This window comes from Sinorhizobium meliloti (genome assembly GCF_017876815.1).
Taxonomy (GTDB): Bacteria; Pseudomonadota; Alphaproteobacteria; order Rhizobiales; family Rhizobiaceae; genus Sinorhizobium; species Sinorhizobium meliloti.
Window position 1 is genome coordinate 79,361 of sequence record NZ_JAGIOS010000003.1, and the last position, 17,422, is coordinate 96,782.

General features: G+C 61.9%; 18 protein-coding genes. 9 read left to right on the forward strand and 9 right to left on the reverse strand.

The genetic code is table 11. The features are described 5' to 3' along the window. Positions 1–33 precede the first annotated feature (33 nt). The 5 genes from msrA to JOH52_RS26980 all read right to left on the reverse strand — a co-directional run bounded on the left by msrA (position 34) and on the right by JOH52_RS26980 (position 3,394). Positions 34–540 carry a peptide-methionine (S)-S-oxide reductase MsrA gene (gene msrA, locus JOH52_RS26960; RefSeq protein ID WP_014531324.1) on the reverse strand — a complete coding sequence of 169 codons (507 nt, stop codon included), beginning with the start codon at positions 538–540 and terminating at the stop codon, positions 34–36. Next, positions 541–984 (reverse strand): peptide-methionine (R)-S-oxide reductase MsrB, encoded by a 444-nt coding sequence (gene msrB, locus JOH52_RS26965; protein WP_014531325.1) that lies wholly within the window; start codon positions 982–984, stop codon positions 541–543. Positions 985–1,093: 109 nt separating this feature from the next. Next, positions 1,094–1,969, reverse strand: a complete 876-nt coding sequence (locus JOH52_RS26970; protein ID WP_014531326.1) for a LysR family transcriptional regulator — start codon at positions 1,967–1,969, stop codon at positions 1,094–1,096. 213 nt (positions 1,970–2,182) lie between these two features. Further along, positions 2,183–3,181 carry a thioredoxin-disulfide reductase gene (gene trxB / locus JOH52_RS26975; RefSeq protein WP_014531327.1) on the reverse strand — a complete coding sequence of 333 codons (999 nt, stop codon included), beginning with the start codon at positions 3,179–3,181 and terminating at the stop codon, positions 2,183–2,185. Positions 3,182–3,241: 60 nt separating this feature from the next. Beyond that, the gene (locus tag JOH52_RS26980) at positions 3,242–3,394 is read right to left on the reverse strand and encodes a DUF1127 domain-containing protein (protein ID WP_017265574.1); all 153 of its coding nucleotides are present in this window, start codon (positions 3,392–3,394) and stop codon (positions 3,242–3,244) included. Between the two features lie 324 nt (positions 3,395–3,718). On the opposite strand from JOH52_RS26980, the gene JOH52_RS26985 reads away from it, so the two are divergent. Continuing rightward, positions 3,719–4,339, forward strand: a complete 621-nt coding sequence (locus tag JOH52_RS26985) for a TetR/AcrR family transcriptional regulator (protein ID WP_014531329.1) — start codon at positions 3,719–3,721, stop codon at positions 4,337–4,339. Between the two features lie 731 nt (positions 4,340–5,070). Here the strand turns inward: JOH52_RS26985 and JOH52_RS26990 are convergent. From JOH52_RS26990 to JOH52_RS27000, 3 genes are read right to left on the reverse strand one after another with little or no spacing between them, the layout of a single operon-like run. Continuing rightward, positions 5,071–5,979 carry an NAD-dependent epimerase/dehydratase family protein gene (locus JOH52_RS26990; RefSeq protein WP_014531331.1) on the reverse strand — a complete coding sequence of 303 codons (909 nt, stop codon included), beginning with the start codon at positions 5,977–5,979 and terminating at the stop codon, positions 5,071–5,073. A 32-nt stretch (positions 5,980–6,011) separates the two neighbouring features. Beyond that, positions 6,012–6,467 carry a carboxymuconolactone decarboxylase family protein gene (locus JOH52_RS26995; protein WP_014531332.1) on the reverse strand — a complete coding sequence of 152 codons (456 nt, stop codon included), beginning with the start codon at positions 6,465–6,467 and terminating at the stop codon, positions 6,012–6,014. A gap of 40 nt (positions 6,468–6,507) precedes the next feature. Then, positions 6,508–6,924 carry a cupin domain-containing protein gene (locus JOH52_RS27000; protein WP_014531333.1) on the reverse strand — a complete coding sequence of 139 codons (417 nt, stop codon included), beginning with the start codon at positions 6,922–6,924 and terminating at the stop codon, positions 6,508–6,510. 119 nt (positions 6,925–7,043) lie between these two features. Between JOH52_RS27000 and pdxR the strand changes: the two genes are divergently transcribed. Beyond that, on the forward strand, positions 7,044–8,468 hold the full coding sequence (gene pdxR, locus JOH52_RS27005; protein ID WP_014531334.1) for a MocR-like pyridoxine biosynthesis transcription factor PdxR: 1,425 nt from the start codon (positions 7,044–7,046) through the stop codon (positions 8,466–8,468). 365 nt (positions 8,469–8,833) lie between these two features. On the opposite strand, the gene JOH52_RS27010 is transcribed toward pdxR, so the two are convergent. Next, on the reverse strand, positions 8,834–9,436 hold the full coding sequence (locus tag JOH52_RS27010) for a TetR/AcrR family transcriptional regulator (protein WP_014531335.1): 603 nt from the start codon (positions 9,434–9,436) through the stop codon (positions 8,834–8,836). 102 nt (positions 9,437–9,538) lie between these two features. On the opposite strand from JOH52_RS27010, the gene JOH52_RS27015 reads away from it, so the two are divergent. The 7 genes from JOH52_RS27015 to JOH52_RS27045 all read left to right on the forward strand — a co-directional run bounded on the left by JOH52_RS27015 (position 9,539) and on the right by JOH52_RS27045 (position 17,156). Then, complete coding sequence (locus JOH52_RS27015) at positions 9,539–10,654, forward strand: efflux RND transporter periplasmic adaptor subunit (RefSeq protein WP_017265632.1); 1,116 nt, start codon at positions 9,539–9,541, stop codon at positions 10,652–10,654. Next, positions 10,651–13,761, forward strand: a complete 3,111-nt coding sequence (locus JOH52_RS27020) for an efflux RND transporter permease subunit (protein WP_014531337.1) — start codon at positions 10,651–10,653, stop codon at positions 13,759–13,761. The genes JOH52_RS27015 and JOH52_RS27020 overlap by 4 nt, the downstream gene beginning before the upstream one ends. 114 nt (positions 13,762–13,875) lie before the next feature. Continuing rightward, a complete protein-coding gene (locus JOH52_RS27025; RefSeq protein WP_014531338.1) occupies positions 13,876–14,406 on the forward strand; it encodes a TetR/AcrR family transcriptional regulator in 531 nt (176 codons plus the stop codon). Between the two features lie 308 nt (positions 14,407–14,714). Beyond that, on the forward strand, positions 14,715–15,164 hold the full coding sequence (locus JOH52_RS35365) for a thiosulfate oxidation carrier protein SoxY (protein ID WP_014531339.1): 450 nt from the start codon (positions 14,715–14,717) through the stop codon (positions 15,162–15,164). A gap of 45 nt (positions 15,165–15,209) precedes the next feature. Further along, on the forward strand, positions 15,210–15,512 hold the full coding sequence (gene soxZ, locus JOH52_RS27035) for a thiosulfate oxidation carrier complex protein SoxZ (RefSeq protein ID WP_017265633.1): 303 nt from the start codon (positions 15,210–15,212) through the stop codon (positions 15,510–15,512). Position 15,513: 1 nt separating this feature from the next. Further along, the gene (locus tag JOH52_RS27040) at positions 15,514–15,885 is read left to right on the forward strand and encodes a c-type cytochrome (RefSeq protein ID WP_013845690.1); all 372 of its coding nucleotides are present in this window, start codon (positions 15,514–15,516) and stop codon (positions 15,883–15,885) included. Continuing rightward, a complete protein-coding gene (locus tag JOH52_RS27045) occupies positions 15,882–17,156 on the forward strand; it encodes an NAD(P)/FAD-dependent oxidoreductase (protein WP_014531340.1) in 1,275 nt (424 codons plus the stop codon). The genes JOH52_RS27040 and JOH52_RS27045 overlap by 4 nt, the downstream gene beginning before the upstream one ends. The last annotated feature ends 266 nt before the right edge of the window (positions 17,157–17,422 follow it).

Genomic DNA, 17,422 nt, shown 5'->3' on the forward strand with positions numbered 1-17,422 from the left:
GAGTTGCTTTAGGTCGCGAAAGTCTCCGGCCGTTTACTCGGCCGCGGACCGCCGGGGTAGGACCCAGTTGGGGCGCGGGAAGTGGCAGGTGTAGCCGTTGGGGTAGCGCTCCAGGTAATCCTGGTGCTCCGGCTCCGCCTCCCAGAAGTCTCCCACCGGCTCGACTTCGGTCACGACCTTGCCCGGCCATAGGCCAGAGGCCTCGACGTCTACAATCGTCTCCTGGGCAATCCGCTTCTGCTCGTCGTCGACATAGTAGATCGCCGAGCGGTAGGAGGTCCCGATGTCGTTTCCCTGTTGGTTCTTCGTAGTCGGATCGTGGATCTGGAAGAACAGCTCCAGGATCTGCCTGTAGCTGATCCTCTCGGGATCGAAGATGATCTCGATGCCTTCGGCGTGCGTGCCGTGATTGCGGTAGGTCGCATTCGGCACGTCGCCGCCAGTGTAGCCCACGCGGGTCTCGATGACGCCGGGGAGCTTGCGGATCAGGTCCTGCATCCCCCAGAAGCACCCACCAGCCAAAACAGCTCTCTTGGTCATTCAGATATCCTCCACCTGGTTGAAATAGCCGCCGTAGCCCTCGGCCTCCATTTCCTCGCGCGGAATGAACCGCAGTGCGGCGGAATTGATGCAGTAACGCAGGCCGCCCCGATCCTGAGGGCCGTCGGGAAACACATGGCCGAGATGGCTGTCACCATGAGCCGAGCGGACCTCGGTGCGGATCATGCCATGCGAGTTGTCCCTGAGTTCGTTGACGTTTGCCGGTACGATCGGCTTGGTGAAGCTCGGCCAGCCGCAGCCCGAATCGAACTTGTCGGCCGAGGCGAACAGCGGTTCGCCTGAAACGATGTCGACATAGATTCCCGGTCTCTTGTTGTCGGTGTACTCCCCGGTGAAGGGGCGTTCGGTGCCATTCTGCTGGGTCACCCGATACTGTTCGGGCGTAAGCTTGCTGACCGCTTCGTCGGTCTTTCTATAGGTCATTGCCCTTGTCTCCGTTGCTGGACTTGTTGCCTGAATATGGCGAGCGGTCCTGAGGATTCCCAATATCGGATGTGCATAGATTCCATAGCCGCACTACGCTCGCACCGGCTCACGACCAGTTGCGCCGAGCCGCCAGCTGCGCGATCTTGCGGATCTCGAGCGGCGTGCCGGAGCCGGAGACCGTCACGAATACGAGTTCGCGCGCCAGGGAAATCCCTTCCACCGGGCGGGTAACGATGCCCTGCACGACGATGGACCGCTCGGGCATGATGCAGATCGCACGGCCCTCGGCGACGACCTGCTGGACCCAGTCCTCGCGGTCGGCACTGAAGCGCGGCTGCATGACCGCGTCATGGTCCATCAGGTGCTCGGTGATCTCGGTGTGAAACTCGCAGGCCAGCCGGTCGACATAGGGATAGGCGGCGATCGCCTCGGTGCTGACGACATCCTTGCCTGCCAGTGGATGGCTCTCCGCGCAGGCGAGGAGGAACGGCTCGCGAAAGAGCGGCACGACGTTGAGCTTGGGGTTGGAGCGGGGAGCCCGCGGTAGGATACAGGCGTGGTACTTGCCCGAAAGCACTTCGTTCGCGCCTTCGCCGGCCAATAGCTGATGCATGTTGATCTTCACCGAAGGAAGCTCGCCAAGCGCGTCGTCAAAGAATGCGGCAAATGCGGCAGGGCCGATGGTTGGAGCGACAGCGATATCGAGAATACGACGCCGGCCGAGCACCGTGCTTTCGGAATGCTCGCGCACGTTTCTAAGCGCGAGCTCAATGCGCATGAACTCGGCCTGAACGTCCCGGCCGAGCGCGGTCAGACGGCTGTCCTTGCCGTCGCGATAGATCAGCGGACTGCCCAAGTCTTCCTCGAGGCGCTGGATTGCCCGCGTGAGACTGGGCTGCGAAACCCCGCTTCGACGCGCGGCTTCGGTGAAATTCAATGTTTCGGCCAGATTGAGAAAGTACCTGACCTGATTGATGTCCATGGATTGGTCTCGCTTGGCTTGGGTTGAGCGGCCATGAAGATCTCGGCAAGCGAGACACTGGCAGCTGCCGGACACCGGTTGTCACTCCGGCGCCGTTTGAATGCAAGGGCAGCCGGAAGGCGTGGGAAAGCGCGGGCCTTCGCAGATGAACTGCGGGTGGGCCGGTCCGCGCTTCCTCAGGGGGCCGGCGCGTGGTCGGGTGATTCCCCACACTTACGCTCCAACCATCTCCGTTTCATGCGGCACGATCGGCCGGACGGCCGGATCGGGTGAATGCTCGGCCAGGGATTTCTCGGCTTCCAGGGCCGCCATGCTTCCCATGCCTGCAGCGGTGATTGCCTGACGGAATACCGAGTCGATGACATCGCCCGCAGCCAGCACCCCGGGAACGGTAGTTTTCGTCGACCAGGAGCCGACCTTGATGTAGCCGGCGTCATCCATGTCGAGCTGGCCGCGAAACAAAGCGGTCGCTGGATCGTGTCCGATCGCGACGAAAAGGCCGTGCGTGGTTAGCTCCTTCACGTCGTCTGTGTTCACCTCACGGATCCGCATGCCCGTCACCGACTTCCTCGGCTCCTGCTCGCCTATAACCTCGTCGATGACGTGGTTCCAGATAACCTCGACGTTCGGTTTTGCCAGCAGGCGGTCCTGTAGGATTGGCTCCGCACGGAAACGATCACGGCGATGGACGACTGTGACCTTGGAGGCAAGATTCGATAGGTAAAGCGCTTCCTGTACCGCTGTGTTGCCGCCGCCGCCGACGACCACCTCCTTGTTGCGATAGAAAAATCCGTCACAGGTCGCGCAGGCCGAGACACCGAATCCATTGAATGTCCGTTCCGAGGGAAGGCCAAGCCAGCGGGCCTGGGCTCCCGTTGCGATGATGAGCGCATCGGCGATGTACGCGTCGCCGGAGTCACCCTCGAGACGGAACGGGCGGTCGGAGAGGTCGACGGAGGTGATGATATCGTACACCACCTCGGTGCCGACATTCTCCGCCTGCTCTCGCATCTGCTCCATGAGCCAGGGTCCCTGAACGGGTTCGGCGAAGCCCGGATAGTTCTCGACATCCGTGGTGATGGTGAGCTGGCCGCCTGCCTGCAGGCCGGTTACGAGGAGCGGCTTTAGGTTTGCACGAGCAGCGTAGATGGCGGCCGTGTAGCCAGCCGGTCCGGCCCCAATGATCAGGACCCTAGTGCGATGCGTGTTCATAAGGCGCTCTCCTTCTGCGTCACGGTCCGTAAGGCGGCCGTCGCGCTGACGCTTGGTTCATTAGTCGTACTGCCGTCGCGCGATGACGTCGATCTCGTTGCGGGAAATGCCGACATCCTCGAGCAGGTGATTGTTCAATTGCGTAAACGTCCGGAGGGTCCGGCGATAGCGTTGGTGGGCGCGAATTTTCGAAAGTATATGGATCAAATACATGGTGCGTCCTCATGTTGCGCTTTTTGTGCTGTTACGAAATCAATACAGATCGGTCTTGTTCCGTTAACAAGTATACAGATCTGTATCGTTCTTCAATGGCGTGCGGGAAAATCTCCGCCGCCGTGTCTGATTTGCGAAGTTTCGGGGACTCGCTTGTTCTCATAACCTTTTGTTTCTTATAGCGTAATATTCTTGAAGGCGGATGACCGGAGTTCTTCACAATCTCGTGCGCGGAGATCGCGGCATAACATCCTCAGTCTTGCATCAGGTCTTGAGTGTCGCTATTTATCGAAACTGATCTGTTTCAAACGATTTGAGGATGCGATGCGTCGTTCAGAAATCCGCGGCCATTTGCTCGACACAGCCCTCCGGCTTTTCAACCAGCACGGCTATAAAGCGACGGGCATCGATCTGATCATCGCCGAGGCGGGCGTGGCCAAGACGACGCTGTACCGGCACTTTGAGACCAAGGAAGACCTGATTCTGGCCGCGCTCGAGAGGCGCGACGAGGAAGATCGCCTTGCCATGCGTGCCTTTGTCGAGCAGCGTACGAGCGACCCCGTCGAACGCCTTCTGGCGACGTTCGATTTCCTCGAAACCACGGTCCGGGACAAGCAGTTCCGCGGCTGCATGTTCATGAGCGCGGCGGGAGAGCACAAGGACACGGTCGATCCCGTGTTTCGCGCTTCCTTGATGCACAAGCGCTTGGCGCTCGCCTATTTGGAGGAACTCGCCCATGCGGCGCGGTTTGCCGAGCCGAAGCGGATCGCGGCCGAGATTAACCTCCTACACGAGGGGGCGGTCGCCGTTGCGCAAATCACCCGCGTCGCCGAGCCCACGCGGCAAGCCAAATGTATTGCGCAGCAATTGCTCGCGGCGGCAGAACGGTTGACGCCGCCGACCCGGGGAGGGGATGGCGGTAATCGAATGCACGGTGAAACTTGATCCCCGAACGCCCGCCGCGCCGTCGCCGATGGTGCACGGCTCACGCGGATCTCTTCCTGGGCGACCGGTCTGGCCCGGGCCCGCTCCGGTCTTCCGCGAAGGTTCACCGGCCTCACCCTGAGAGCGATCTCGAGTATTGGCTGCTACCGATCTCGAGTATAGCCGTAGGGGACAACAAACTTATCGCGGCAGCGTCGACTCAGAACAGCGCATAGTCCGACAGCTCGATTGTGACGGCGTTAAAATCGCGGTCGATGGGTGCCATCCGGCTTGAGTGCGTACACGCCACGGCGACTCGAGTATTTCAGCCCGTCTACGTCGACGTAATCAGAAATGAAGTGCGCGGCGGGCGTGTCCGCCCACACATCAACCGTATAATCGTGACGGCGCAGCAATCCAGCGCCGCGATCAAAGCCATACTCGCCCAGATCTCCGAGCCGGCGGCGACGCGGACAATGCCCGATATCCTCGTGAGAAACTCGCTCATTCAGCAAACGGCCTCGCGTACTGCTCCAGCCTATCCTGACTTCATTTTCCTGTCGGCCTGGAATTCTTGATCCCCAGCGCGGTCGGCCGGTAACTGTTCATTCTTGCCGAAATTCGGTGGCAGAAGTCCGTGCCTGGCTGCCTCTCTTTGATAGTTCATTTTTTTGGAAGCGGCGGCAGCCCGCGCTTTCGACGAAACAGCCAGAAAGCGCGGGGCGACATCATCCGGTTGTCCCTGTCAGCGATCAAGCATCCTTCCATAGAAGCGGTCGAGGCGCGAACCCGAGTTCAGCCTTCGCCCGGCCATTGGAGGCACCGGTCAGGCGGGTGTGGTAGTAGACCGCTTCCTCTCCCGCCGTCCTCAGCGCGTCCTCCGCGCTCACGCGCTGAGGCTCCGGCGCATCGACCCACCGGGCGAAGGCCGGCAGCCATTCGGCGACGGGGAGGGGATCGTCATCGACGACATTGTAGGTACCCGGCTCGGCCGTCACCGAGGCGACCGTAGCGGCGATAGCGTCGTCGATGTGCACGAAGGACCAGACGCCATTACCGTCGCCGACGATCGCCGATTTGCCCTTGCGTGCCTGATCCGCAATGGCGCCGTCCGGCCGGTACCAGGTGCCGGGACCGTAGAAGAAGCCGTAACGGAGGACGACGCCATCGAGAGGCGAGGCGAGCACCCGGTCCTCATAGGCGCCGATCGTGCGCGTGCTCTCGCCGATCTCGCCGGGTGCGTCGTATCTCAGCCTCGCGGTCTCGTCCGCGAGCCCTCCTGCGAGCGTCTCGAGGTAGAAGCCGCGAGACTGCATGATGTAGCGGCGGACTCCCAGCTTTTCTGCCGCGGCGAGGAGATTGGTGCCTCCCTCGCGGTGAAGGCGCGTATCGTTGGGCATCGCCTTGATTATGTCGGCAGGGTTGGCCGGAAGCCAGGTGAGCTGATCGATCACCACGTCCGGCGCTGCCGCCTCGATCGCGCGATGGACCGCCTCACGGTCAAAGGCATCGGCGAAGGACACCTCGGCCCCGAGCTCGCGCAGACGATCCGGCCCCTGACCCGGACGCGTCATGCCGATGACCTGATGGCCAAGCGTCGCGAGCGCCCGTACAAGCGGCAGGCCGACGGCGCCAGTGGCACCTGCGATAAAGATCTTCATAGCGGACTCCCTGGTTCGGCGCTTTGCCCGTCCTAGTTTTCGAGCGCAGCCTGCGGCGTCCTGCGGAAACTGATCGCCAGGCGATTGTAGGTGTTCATCAGGCCGATCGCGATCGTCAGATCGACCAGTTCGCGCTCCTCGAACACGGCATGCGCGGCCTTGTAAGCTTCGTCCGGCACGTTGGTCTCGGCCACGCGTGTCACCGTTTCGGCCCAGGCGAGGGCTGCCCGCTCACGCTCGTCGAAGAGATTTCCGGCTTCCGCCCATGCCTGCACCAGCGCGATTTTCTCGACCTTCTGCCCTTTTTTCAGAAGGTCGCGGGTGTGCATGTCGAGGCAGTAGGCGCAGTTGTTGATCTGCGAGATCCGAAGATAGACCAGATCGACCAGCTCCGAGGGGAGGCTGCTCTGCATGATGTAGCCGTAGACTCCGCCAAGCGCTTTGACGCCGGCTGGCGCGATCTGGTTGTAGTCGAGACGTTTGCTCACTTGGTTGATTCCTTAAAGTTGTTTGTCGACGAACGTCGGTTCACTCGATGTTGGTGGTCAGTTCCTTTTCGTCGCTGTCGGCGACGAAGACTGCGAGCAGCTTTGCGGGCTTGGTCTTGCTCGCGTTGCGGCTGATGAGGTGGTTGGCCGCCGGCGGCTCGTACCAGCTCTCGCCGGCTCGGTAGATCTGCGTCGGGCCGTCATTCACCTTCGACTCGATTTCTCCGGAGAGGACGTAGGCGAAGATGAAGGAAGAATCCGCGTGCCTGTGCGGGGCGGAGGTTCCGCCCGGCGGGTAATCGACGATGAGCGCGGTTAGCGTTTTGCCCGGAATGTTGGGTATCGCCCGCTCGAAATGGGGCGTGACAACGTCGCCGGGGTCATGCGCCGCGGCAGGCATCGCGCTGGCGATTGCGAGGGCGGCGCAGGTCGCGCTAATCAAAGATCGTATGGTCATGTGACGGTTCTCCTTTGCGTGTCGTCATGATGACGTTTCTTCCTTGCCCCCTAGAAATGACGGCTTTCTCGTTCTAGAAAAAGCTCCAAGAACCAGCAAAAATCGTGTACCAAGAGAGCATGAGCGAGCCGCTGAAACTGGAACTCGACCGGTCCGCGAAGACGCCGCTGACCGAGCAGATCCGCAAGGGCATCAGTACCGCGATCGAAAGCGGGGTGCTCGCTCCGGGCGCGCGGCTACCCTCCTGGCTGGACCTCGCGGCCCAGCTCGGCGTTGCCCGCGGCACAGTGCGTACGGCCTACGAGAAGCTCTCCGCCGGCCAGCTCATCGTCGCATCGCGCGCGGGCGGAACCCGCGTTGCGGATCGGCCGGCCGCCATCGCCCGGGTCGAGCAGCCACCCGATCCCGGCTCGTTCCTAGAGCGGTATCTGGAGATGACGGCGGGGCCGGCAATCTTTCAGATGGGTGTGCCGGCGCTGGAAACCTTTCCTGCGACACTCTTTGCCAGGATCCGCTCACAGGCAGTCCGCGCGGAATCGAGTGCTCCGGCGATCTATCCCGACCCGCGCGGCGAATTGGAGCTGCGGCGGGAGATCGCCGGCTATCTTGCCGTCGCGCGGGGCATCGAGTGTTCCCCATCCGAGGTCATCATCACCGGCGGATTCGCCAGCGGACTCAGACTGGCACTGCGCGTGCTCGCCCTCGAGGGGCGGAAAGCCTGGATGGAGGATCCCGGCTTCCCGTTCACCCGGCGCGGCCTGGAGCTCGCGCGATTGTCGCTCGCGTCGATTCCCACCGACGCCGATGGAATCGATGTCAGCCATGGCTTCCACCATGCCCCGGATGCAGGGCTGGTCGTCGTGACAGCGGGGCAGCAGGCGCCGCTGGGGCCCACCCTGTCGTTGGTACGCAGACTGCGCCTGCTCGACTGGGCGGCCCAGACGCACGCCTGGGTAATAGAGGACGACTATCTTAGTGAATTGCAGCTCAATGGCCGCGCGGCACCAGCGCTTGCCTCGCTTGATCGCGCCGGGCGCGTTGTCCACATTGGCTCCTTCAGCAAGACCATCAGCCCGGCGCTGCGGCTCGGCTTTCTCGTCGCGCCGCCTGCGCTGGCATCGCGTTTTGCGGAGGTCGCGGCCTGTCTTGCGCCGCCTCCTGGGCCGGCGGTACAGCTCGCAACCGCGGAATTCATACGCGATGGCCACTACATGCGGCATTTGAGGCGCACGAAGCGCGTCTACTCCGCCCAACGCGACGCCTTGCTGAAATGCCTTCCGTCGAATGCCGGGGAGGCGGTTGTCGCCGGTTTGGCCGTGCTGGTGCGCCTGCCAGACGGCGCGCCGGACGTTGCCATCGCACGGGAGACGCTGGCATTCGGGATGGCCCCGGCACCGCTCTCGGTCTGGTATACGTCACCGAATTCCGCTAAATCCGGCTTGCTTTTAGGGCTCGCCACAGCGCCGCAAAGGCAACTCGAGAGATCCTGCGATCGCCTTCTTGGGATCATAGAAGCTTCACGCGAGGGCTGGGGAGCAGCGTGAAGGCGCCGACTCTGAGCCCTTGTGATGGGATAGGTTGCCTCGCGCGCCTTCGTCACGTCGCGCAGGCGAACTCTCGACGCCTCGCGCTGGAGTGCTTTCGTAGTGGCACGTTCGCGCCGAGGCCTTCTGTTGGTGCGATAAGACGATTAACGAGCGGTGCAGGCTCTTTAGGCCGGGCGCGGCTCGGGCGTGGCCAGGAGCCCGACCTTGCTTTCTTCCGGTGGCAGCAAGGTGACTGGGCGAGTTTCCGCCATCGGTGGCCGGCGCATGCTCCCGTCCACCAGTTTCGCAGCGAGCTCCAGCCCGGAGCAGCCCCTGGTCGGCGACTGAAACAGTTGCGCCGCGCGCTTCGGCTGGAAGCATCGTCATTGGCGCGCTCCCGGCTCTGCATCGCCCGCAGACGCCTTCAGCACGCTCTCGGCGGCCGTCTTCAGGAACCGCTTTGACATCTGCTCGTCGTTGACAGCGCGCGAGAGGAGCACTGCGCCGACCATCGTCGACAGAATGGCCATGGCCTTGCCGTCCGGTTCCTCGCCGTCGGCCGCCCCAATCCACTCACTGAGCACCTCAAGATATTCCCTGATCCCGGCTTCGAAGGACGCCTTCACGTCGACGCCTTGCCTGGCAGCATCCGAGCCGAGCGCAACGACCGGGCAGCCGTCCATCTTCTCTTCTCGATGTGCCATGCTGAGATAGAACGCTACCACCGCGCCAAACGGGTCCTGCGGATTGGCCGCCGCGGCAGCGGACCATCGACGAAGGGCGCTCTCCAGGGCGCGCCTGGACGCCTGCGCCGCCAGATCGTCCTTGGAGTCGAACTGCTTGTAGAATCCACCTTGGGTCAGGCCGGCTCCCTTCATCAGATCCTTGAGCCCGATGCCATCGAAGCCGTGCTTTCGAAAAAGCCGGCTCGCCACATCGATGACCGCTTCGCGATTTGCCTCCGCCTGGGCTCGACTAACCCTCATGATCGACCTCCGATTAGATTTCACTTGACATCTATACCACGATTAGATTTAGATCGCAATCTAAATTCTTGAGGCGGCACCCGTCAACAAGGGTCATCTGACATGAAGCGCAAATTTCTTCCCGCATCGATCGGCCTCGTGGCTGCAGCCGGGGGCGCGGCGTTCGCGTTCGTTTTCGAGACGCCTGCAAGGGACGCGGAGTCCGCCGATCCGCGCCTCGCGCCACCGCTTGTAAGGGTGGCGGAAGCGACGAGACCGGAAAGAGCCGAGCGGGCCTTTACAGGTACGATCGCCGCCCGAGTGCAGAGCAATCTTGGTTTTCGCGTACCCGGCAAGATCGTTGAGCGACTGGTCGACGTCGGTCAGCAGGTCAAGGCAGGTCAAGTTCTGATGCGCATCGATGAAACCGATTTGCGTCTTGCGCTGACTGCCAAGCGTAACGCGGTTGCCGCGGCCCGCGCGGTCCTCGTTCAGGCAATCGCGGACGAGAGACGCTATGCCACTCTTGTCAAAGGCGGGGTGGCCGCTACTCCCCAACGTTACGAGCAGGCCAAGGCGGCGCTTGACACCGCCGCGGCACAACTAGCCGCCGCGGAAGCGGAAGCCAGAGTCGCAGAAAACGAAACGACCTACTCGCTGCTCGTTGCCGGTGCGGACGGAACGGTGGTCGCGACGCTCGGCGAAGCTGGACAGGTCGTCGCGGCGGGACAGGCGGTGGTTCAACTCGCGCATGCAGGCCCGCGCGAGGCCCTGGTAGCGCTTCCCGAAACCGTTCGTCCGGCGATCGGATCGGAAGCCGAAGCAAGTGTCTACGGAAGTGACGGGCGGCGCGGAAGAGCGCGCATGCGACAGATCTCAGATGCCGCCGATCCTCAGACCCGCACATACGAAGCTCGTTACGTGCTCGATGGCGACGCCGCCTCGGCACCGCTTGGTGCGACGGTCACGATCAGCATCCGCAACGGAGAAGGGCAGTCGGAGGTCGCCGTGCCGGTCGGCGCCGTGTTGAACGATGGCAGCCGCACCGGGGTTTGGGTTGTTGACCAAGCCTCTACCACCGCGCGCTTTGTTCCGATCGAGATCAAAAGGCTTGGTGAAGAAACTGCGTCTGTCACCGGGATCGAGCTCGGCGAGCAGGTCGTCGCCCTCGGGGCGCATCTCCTCAAAGATGGCGCGCCCGTCAGGACCGAGCTTCAGGCAGAGGTGTCCAACCGATGAGCTTCAATCTTTCCGCGCTCGCGGTTCGCGAACGAGCCGTCACGTTGTTCTTCATTGTTCTGCTGGCCGCCGCCGGCGTCTACGCCTTCATGAGTCTTGGGCGCGCGGAGGACCCCTCCTTTACCATCAAGACCCTGACGGTCACTACGGTATGGCCAGGCGCTACCGCGCGCGAAATGCAGGATCTTGTCGCGGAGCCGCTCGAAAAGCGCATCCAGGAACTGACCTGGTACGATCGCGTCGAGACGACGACAAGGCCGGGCTACGCCTTTCTGACCGTCACGCTGAAAGACAGCACGCCGCCCACGGCTGTCGAAGAGGAGTTCTATCAGGCGCGCAAGAAGTTGGGGGATGAAGCCCGCAACCTGCCTTCTGGTGTCTTCGGTCCCTTCGTCAACGACGAATATTCGGACGTGAGCTTCGCCCTTTATGCGCTAAAGGCCAAGGGTATGCCCATGCGCGAGCTTGTGCGGCAGGCGGAGGTGATCCGACAGGATCTTCTGCACGTGCCGGGCGTCAAAAAGATCAACATTCTGGGGGAGCGGCCGGAACAGATCTTTGTCGAGTTCTCCTATGCCAAGCTCGCAACCCTTGGCATTTCAGCGCAGGACATCGCTGCGGCTTTGCAAAGGCAAAACACCGTCACACCGGCAGGCTCGATCGACACGCGCGGGCCGCAGGTCTTTATCCGTTTCGATGGCGCCTACAACAGTGTGCAGGCAATTGCCGACACGCCAATCGTTGCTGCCGGACGCACGTTGAAACTGTCAGATTTCGCGGAGGTGCGGCGCGGTTATGAAGACCCCGCGACCTACATCATCCGCCATGAAGGCGAGCCCGCCATCATGCTGGGCGCAGTGATGCAGCAAGGCTGGAATGGGCTGGAACTCGGAAAGGCGCTCGAAGAAAGATCTGCCGCGATCGCACGGACGCTGCCGCTCGGTATGACGCTCGCCAAGGTCAGCGACCAAGCTGTCAACATCGACGCTGCGGTCGGCGAGTTCATGCTGAAATTCGCCATGGCGCTCGGGGTTGTGTTGCTCGTGAGCCTGCTCAGCCTCGGTTGGCGTGTCGGGATCGTCGTGGCGCTGGCCGTTCCGCTCACCCTTGCCGTAGTGTTCCTCATCATGTTGGAAACCGGCCGGTTCTTCGATCGCATCACGCTCGGCGCGTTGATCCTTGCGCTGGGCCTTCTTGTTGATGACGCCATCATCGCCATTGAGGTGATGGTGGTAAAGATGGAAGAGGGCATGGATCGCATCAAGGCGGCCGCCTATGCCTGGAGCCATACGGCAGCGCCCATGCTGTCCGGTACACTCGTGACCATCATCGGGCTGATGCCGGTTGGCTTTGCCAGATCAACCGCGGGCGAGTACGCCGGCAATATCTTCTGGGTCGTGGGCTTTGCGCTAATCGTTTCCTGGTTCGTCGCAGTCATCTTCACGCCCTACCTCGGCGTCAAGATGCTGCCGGCGATCAAGCCAGTCGAGGGCGGCCACCACGCCATCTACGACACCCCGAATTACCGGCGCCTGCGGAGTTTCATCAAGTTCGCCGTGCGCCACAAGTTCATCACATGTGCGGTCGTCGGCGTCGTCATGGCTCTTTCCGTCGTTGGCATGGGAGGGGTGAAACAGCAGTTCTTCCCGACGTCGGATCGTCCCGAGGTGCTGGTCGAAGTCCGCATGCCCGAAGGTACGAGTATCGAGACGACGACGGCCGCGGTCGAGAAGGTTGAAAGCTGGCTGCAGAACCAGCCCGAGGCAAAGATCGTCACCAGCTATATTGGGCAGGGCGCTCCCCGCTTCTTCTTCGCCATGGCGCCGGAATTGCCGAACCCCGCTTTCGCCAAGATCGTTGTGCTCACCCCTGACTCTCACGCGCGCGAGGCTTTGAAGCTGCGCCTTCGGGCTGCCGTCTCAGACGGGCTGGTTCCCGAAGCCTACGTCCGTGTCACGCAGCTTGTGTTCGGCCCGTATACCCCGTTTCCGGTCGAGTTTCGCATCATGGGGCCGGATCCTGCGCAATTGTACCAGATCTCCGAGAAAGCCCTCGAGATCATGAAAGGCGTCCCGGACGTCCGTCAGGCAAACCGCGACTGGGGCAATCGTACGCCTGTGCTTCGCTTTGTCCCCGACCAGGACCGGCTCAATCTGATTGGCCTTTCGCCGGCTGAGGCAGCCCAGCAGATGCAGTTGCTGCTGAGTGGCATTCGGCTGACGCAAGTGCGCGAGAACATCCGCAACGTGCCCGTCGTCGCACGCAGTGCTGGCGAGAGCCGCCTCGATCCGGCGAGGCTCGCCGACTTCTCGCTGATGAGCAGGGACGGCCGTCAGGTTCCGCTCGATCAGATCGGCCATTCCGAAATCCGGTTCGAGGAACCCATCCTGAAACGTCGCGATCGAACGCCAGTCATCACGATCCGATCGGACATCAACGAGGCGACGCAGCCCCCGGAGGTCTCGCAGCAGATCATGACGGCACTTCAGCCGTTGATAGCCTCGCTTCCCGTCGGATATCGCATCGAAATGGGGGGAAACATTGAGGAATCTCTCAAGGCCAATGTCGCGCTGGTCAAAATCTTCCCGGCCATGATTGCCGCCATGCTGATCGTCATCATCCTCCAGGTCCGCAGCCTGTCAACGATGACGATGGTCATGTTGACCGCGCCGCTCGGTCTTGCCGGGGTGGTTCCGGTGTTGCTCCTCTTCAATCAGCCCTTCGGCTTCAATGCCATTCTCGGATTGATAGGACTGGCGGGAATCCTGATGCGCAACACTTTGATTCTGACCGAACAGATCAAGGAGAACAAGGCGGCCGGCCTCCACGATTATCACGCCGTTATCGAGGCGACGGTGCAGCGGACTCGCCCGGTTATCCTGACCGCACTTGCCGCCGTCCTTGCCTTCGTTCCGCTTACCCATTCGGTGTTCTGGGGATCGATGGCCTATACGCTGATCGGCGGCACGGCGGTTGGCACGGTGATGATCCTACTTTTTCTTCCGGCACTGTACGCGGCATGGTTCAGGATCAAGCCGACTGCAGATGACACCCATGAGGAGCCGACCGAGGGGCCGGAATTGCGAATAGCAATGGCTGCCGAGTAGCGTCTGCCGCGGGCTTGCCGGCCTTGCCTGCGCGCGAGCTTGGCCAGCCTTACGACTTGCCGCTCGCAAATGCTTCACGGCGGGCCGTTCCGTTCATCCATTCTGGGGGCATCCATGGATTATCCGGTCCGACCGGGGGCAGATAGCGAAAACATGCGTGCACGCATCCAGGAGGTGGCGGAGGAGCACTTCCGTCGTGTAGGTCATCACAAGACGTCCGTAGCCGACATAGCCTCTGAACTCGGCATGAGCCGGGCGAACGTCTACCGTTTCTTCCCCTCCAGGGATGCAATCAAGGAATCCATCTGCAGGCGGGTCTTGGACAGTACCGCCGAGCTCGCCCTTACGATCGCACGCAGGAGCACGCCGCCCTCGGAGAAACTCGAGGAACTCCTGACCGCCGTTCACCATCACAACAAGACGAAACTGCTCCACGACAGGCAGATGCACGACCTGATCGTAGCCGCCATGCAGGAGAACCGGCCGGTCATCAAGGTGCATGCTGAGCAGATGATGACGATTCTCGAGGCAATCATCCGCGAGGGCTCGAAACGGGCCAGTTCGAGGTCGAAGATCCCGCCGAAGCGGGCTTGCCTGAGCAAATTCGTCCTAAAGTCTCTCGAAAGGTCGGGCTATGCCCGCTGACCAGCCGGATGCGGACCTAGCCGCCTCAGCATCTGACAGTCGGCTTAGGGTGGTGAACAGACGTCCAGAAGAAGATCCCCCGGCGTCCGCTAGGCGGGACGAAGCCGCCGTTCATTAGTGACGCCTGGTCAAGTCGATAGCCAGCATGTGAGGCATGCTTCCGTTTAATGCGACGACAAACACTGGGATCGTTCGCAATTTACGGGGCAGGGGACAAGGTGTATTCTTTCGCAGAACCGCGGTGGCGACGTTTGAGAAGGCACGAAATTCCTTTATGACTGCGTGCAAGCCGTCCCGGAGATACAGCGATGAGCCTGACGCGACGTCATATGCTGACCAGCACAATAGGAACAGTGGCATGTGCGGTTGCCCTGCTGACGCCGAAGCATACCCGGGGGACGGATGAGGTTGAGGACTTTCTCTTCCGTATAACTGGGCGGAAGGCAACCCCCTCGAATCGGCTTCGCCTCGTGATGCCGGCGGAATTCTCGACCGGGTATACGGTGCCCATGAGCATCTCGGTAGATAGTCCGATGACCGAGGCCGACCACGTCAAATCCGTCCGTGTATTCGCTCCGAAGAACCCGCTCGTCGAAGTGGCACAGTTCCATTTCGTCCCGGGGCGCAGCCTCCCCCGCGTCTCGACGCGCGTCCGGCTTGCTGCCCCGCAACATGTGGTGGCACTCGCTGAGATGAGCAACGGTAACCTGCTGACGGCGAAGGCCTGGGTGGCTGTCGCCACCAATGGCTGTCTCTGAAAGTTACGCAAGGAGGTAGGCGTGACCACTCCCATACCGCGTGTGATGGTTCCGGGCTCGGCGACAAAAAACGAAGTGTTCACGGTCAAGGCCATCATCCAGCACCAGATGGAGACGGGGCTGCGCACCGATTCCACGGGCAAGACGATCCCGCGGAAGATCATCAATCAGTTCGTCTGCCGTTACGGCGGAGTCGAGGTCTTCCGTACCGATCTGCACGAAGCCGTCTCGGCCAATCCGTTCCTTGAGTTCCAGTTGCTCGCGACGGGAAACGGTCTTCTTGAGTTCTCCTGGCGGGAGGACGGCGGCGCGACCTATTCGCTGTATCACGACATAGTGGTCACCTGACATGAAGCGGGAACGGGCGGCCGCGACCGTCTCGCGTGCGAAGGGCCTCGCAGCCGAAATCCGGTGGTTGCTCGGTATTTCGCTTTGCGCGATCCTCCTGTTTCCCGAAAGGTCCGCTCCTGCGGAAGTGAGCCAAGGCGCGCAGATCGCCGCGACCTGCGCGTCCTGTCACGACCCGACTGGCGGCGGGCTGGCCATCCCGCCGATTGCGGCATTGGACGAACGGGCTATCGTGAAAGCCATGCTCGCCTTTCGTGCAAGTGAAAGCCCCAGCCATGTGATGCATGCGGTCGCATTGTCGCTCAGTGACGACGAGCTGGCCGCGACAGCGCGCTATCTCGCTGACAGAGCCAAAGCCGGGAGGCAGCCGTGACGGATTGGACGCGTCGCCAGATCGGCGCCCTGGCCGGAGGAGCGCTGCTGGCGGTGGCTGCACCACACACTGTTCGCGGTCAGGGACGGGCTAAGGTTGTAGTGATCGGCGGCGGCATCGGCGGCGCAACGGTTGCCCGATACCTCGGCGACATGAAGTCAATTGACGTCACACTGATCGAACCGAACTCCACCCACGTCACCTGCTTCTTCAGCAGCCACTACCTTGCCGGTCTTCGCTCGCTCGCCTCCCTGACTTTCGGCCTGGAGACGCTGGCCGAAGGCCACGACATAACGATCATCCGCGACAGCGCCGTGGCGATCGACCCCGCCGGAAGGGCTGTCGAGCTTCGCGGCGGCACAAAGCTCTCCTATGACCGCCTCGTCGTCGCCCCGGGGATCGCCTTCAAGTTCGGCGAGATCGAGGGCTATGATGAGGACGCGGCAAAGATCATGCCGCATGCCTGGATTGCCGGACCCCAGAGTGAACTGCTGCGCCGGCAGCTCGAAAGCATGGACGACGGCGGTGTGTTCGTTATCGCTGCGCCTCCAAACCCGTTCCGCTGCCCGCCAGCCCCATATGAGCGGGCCTCGCTGGTCGCTTACTATTTCAAACAGTTCAAACCGAAATCGAAGATACTCATTCTCGACGCGAAGGATCAGTTTTCGGGTCAGGAACTGTTCCAGGATGCGTGGTCGCGTCACTATCCGGGCATAATTGAATGGCTACCTTCTCAGTTCACCGGGGCCATCAAAGCCGTAAATGTCGCGGCGCGATCGGTGGTCACAGAAGGCGAGACGTTCAGGGCGGCAGTCGCCAATATTATTCCTGCCCAGAAGGCGGGCCTCATCGGCGAGAAGGCAGGTCTTACGGACGCATCCGGCTGGTGCCCGGTCGATCCAGTGACGTTCGAGTCGACGTTGCAGCCCGGCATCCATGTCGTAGGCGACTCAATTATCGGCGGCGACATGCCGAAGTCTGCCTTTTCTGCCAACAGCCAGGCCAAAGCATGCGCTTTTGGCATTGCGGCTTCCCTCACGGGTTCGCCTCAGTTTCCGCCGCACCTGTTCAACTCGTGCTACACGTTTCTAGCGCCCGACGACGCTTTCACCAATGCCCTTACCTTCGCACCCGAGGGCGGAAGGATAAAAACCGTGAAAATGTTCATCAGCAAGGTGGGCGAGAGCGCTGAGGTCCGCCGCCGCACCGCCCTTCACGCCGTGGGCTGGTATTCCGCCTTCACTGCAGACGTGTTCGGCGGTGGCCCCTGATGGAATGCCTGGGGCTGCCGTTGGCCGCCGGGAGGATCGGCTGCGGGAATAGCACTGCGGCGGCAACCGACGAGATTGGAGCGGAACGCCAGAGGAGATTGGTGAGGATCGTCCGGCGAACCGCGCGGGCCACGTCGACGTCCAAGGCAACATCCAAACCCGCTGTCGGTAAGACGAGTGCGGTCTCTGCTAAAACATGCCGCCCCCTGCCAGTGCCAGTTCGGGTTCACGCAAGGATCGCCGTCGCCGCTCAATCGAGACAGCGG

Bases quoted from the DNA above. Each gene is read 5' to 3' on its own strand.
- JOH52_RS27020 (WP_014531337.1), top strand. From the start codon at position 10,651: ATGAGCTTCAATCTTTCCGCGCTCGCGGTTCGCGAACGAGCCGTCACG.
- JOH52_RS27015 (WP_017265632.1), top strand. From the start codon at position 9,539: ATGAAGCGCAAATTTCTTCCCGCATCGATCGGCCTCGTGGCTGCAGCC.
- soxZ (WP_017265633.1), top strand. From the start codon at position 15,210: ATGGTTCCGGGCTCGGCGACAAAAAACGAAGTGTTCACGGTCAAGGCC.
- JOH52_RS27025 (WP_014531338.1), top strand. From the start codon at position 13,876: ATGGATTATCCGGTCCGACCGGGGGCAGATAGCGAAAACATGCGTGCA.
- JOH52_RS26970 (WP_014531326.1), bottom strand. From the start codon at position 1,969: ATGGACATCAATCAGGTCAGGTACTTTCTCAATCTGGCCGAAACATTG.
- JOH52_RS27010 (WP_014531335.1), bottom strand. From the start codon at position 9,436: ATGAGGGTTAGTCGAGCCCAGGCGGAGGCAAATCGCGAAGCGGTCATC.
- trxB (WP_014531327.1), bottom strand. From the start codon at position 3,181: ATGAACACGCATCGCACTAGGGTCCTGATCATTGGGGCCGGACCGGCT.
- JOH52_RS26985 (WP_014531329.1), top strand. From the start codon at position 3,719: ATGCGTCGTTCAGAAATCCGCGGCCATTTGCTCGACACAGCCCTCCGG.
- JOH52_RS27000 (WP_014531333.1), bottom strand. From the start codon at position 6,924: ATGACCATACGATCTTTGATTAGCGCGACCTGCGCCGCCCTCGCAATC.
- JOH52_RS26990 (WP_014531331.1), bottom strand. From the start codon at position 5,979: ATGAAGATCTTTATCGCAGGTGCCACTGGCGCCGTCGGCCTGCCGCTT.
- JOH52_RS26980 (WP_017265574.1), bottom strand. From the start codon at position 3,394: ATGTATTTGATCCATATACTTTCGAAAATTCGCGCCCACCAACGCTAT.
- msrB (WP_014531325.1), bottom strand. From the start codon at position 984: ATGACCTATAGAAAGACCGACGAAGCGGTCAGCAAGCTTACGCCCGAA.
- JOH52_RS35365 (WP_014531339.1), top strand. From the start codon at position 14,715: ATGAGCCTGACGCGACGTCATATGCTGACCAGCACAATAGGAACAGTG.
- pdxR (WP_014531334.1), top strand. From the start codon at position 7,044: ATGAGCGAGCCGCTGAAACTGGAACTCGACCGGTCCGCGAAGACGCCG.
- msrA (WP_014531324.1), bottom strand. From the start codon at position 540: ATGACCAAGAGAGCTGTTTTGGCTGGTGGGTGCTTCTGGGGGATGCAG.
- JOH52_RS27040 (WP_013845690.1), top strand. From the start codon at position 15,514: ATGAAGCGGGAACGGGCGGCCGCGACCGTCTCGCGTGCGAAGGGCCTC.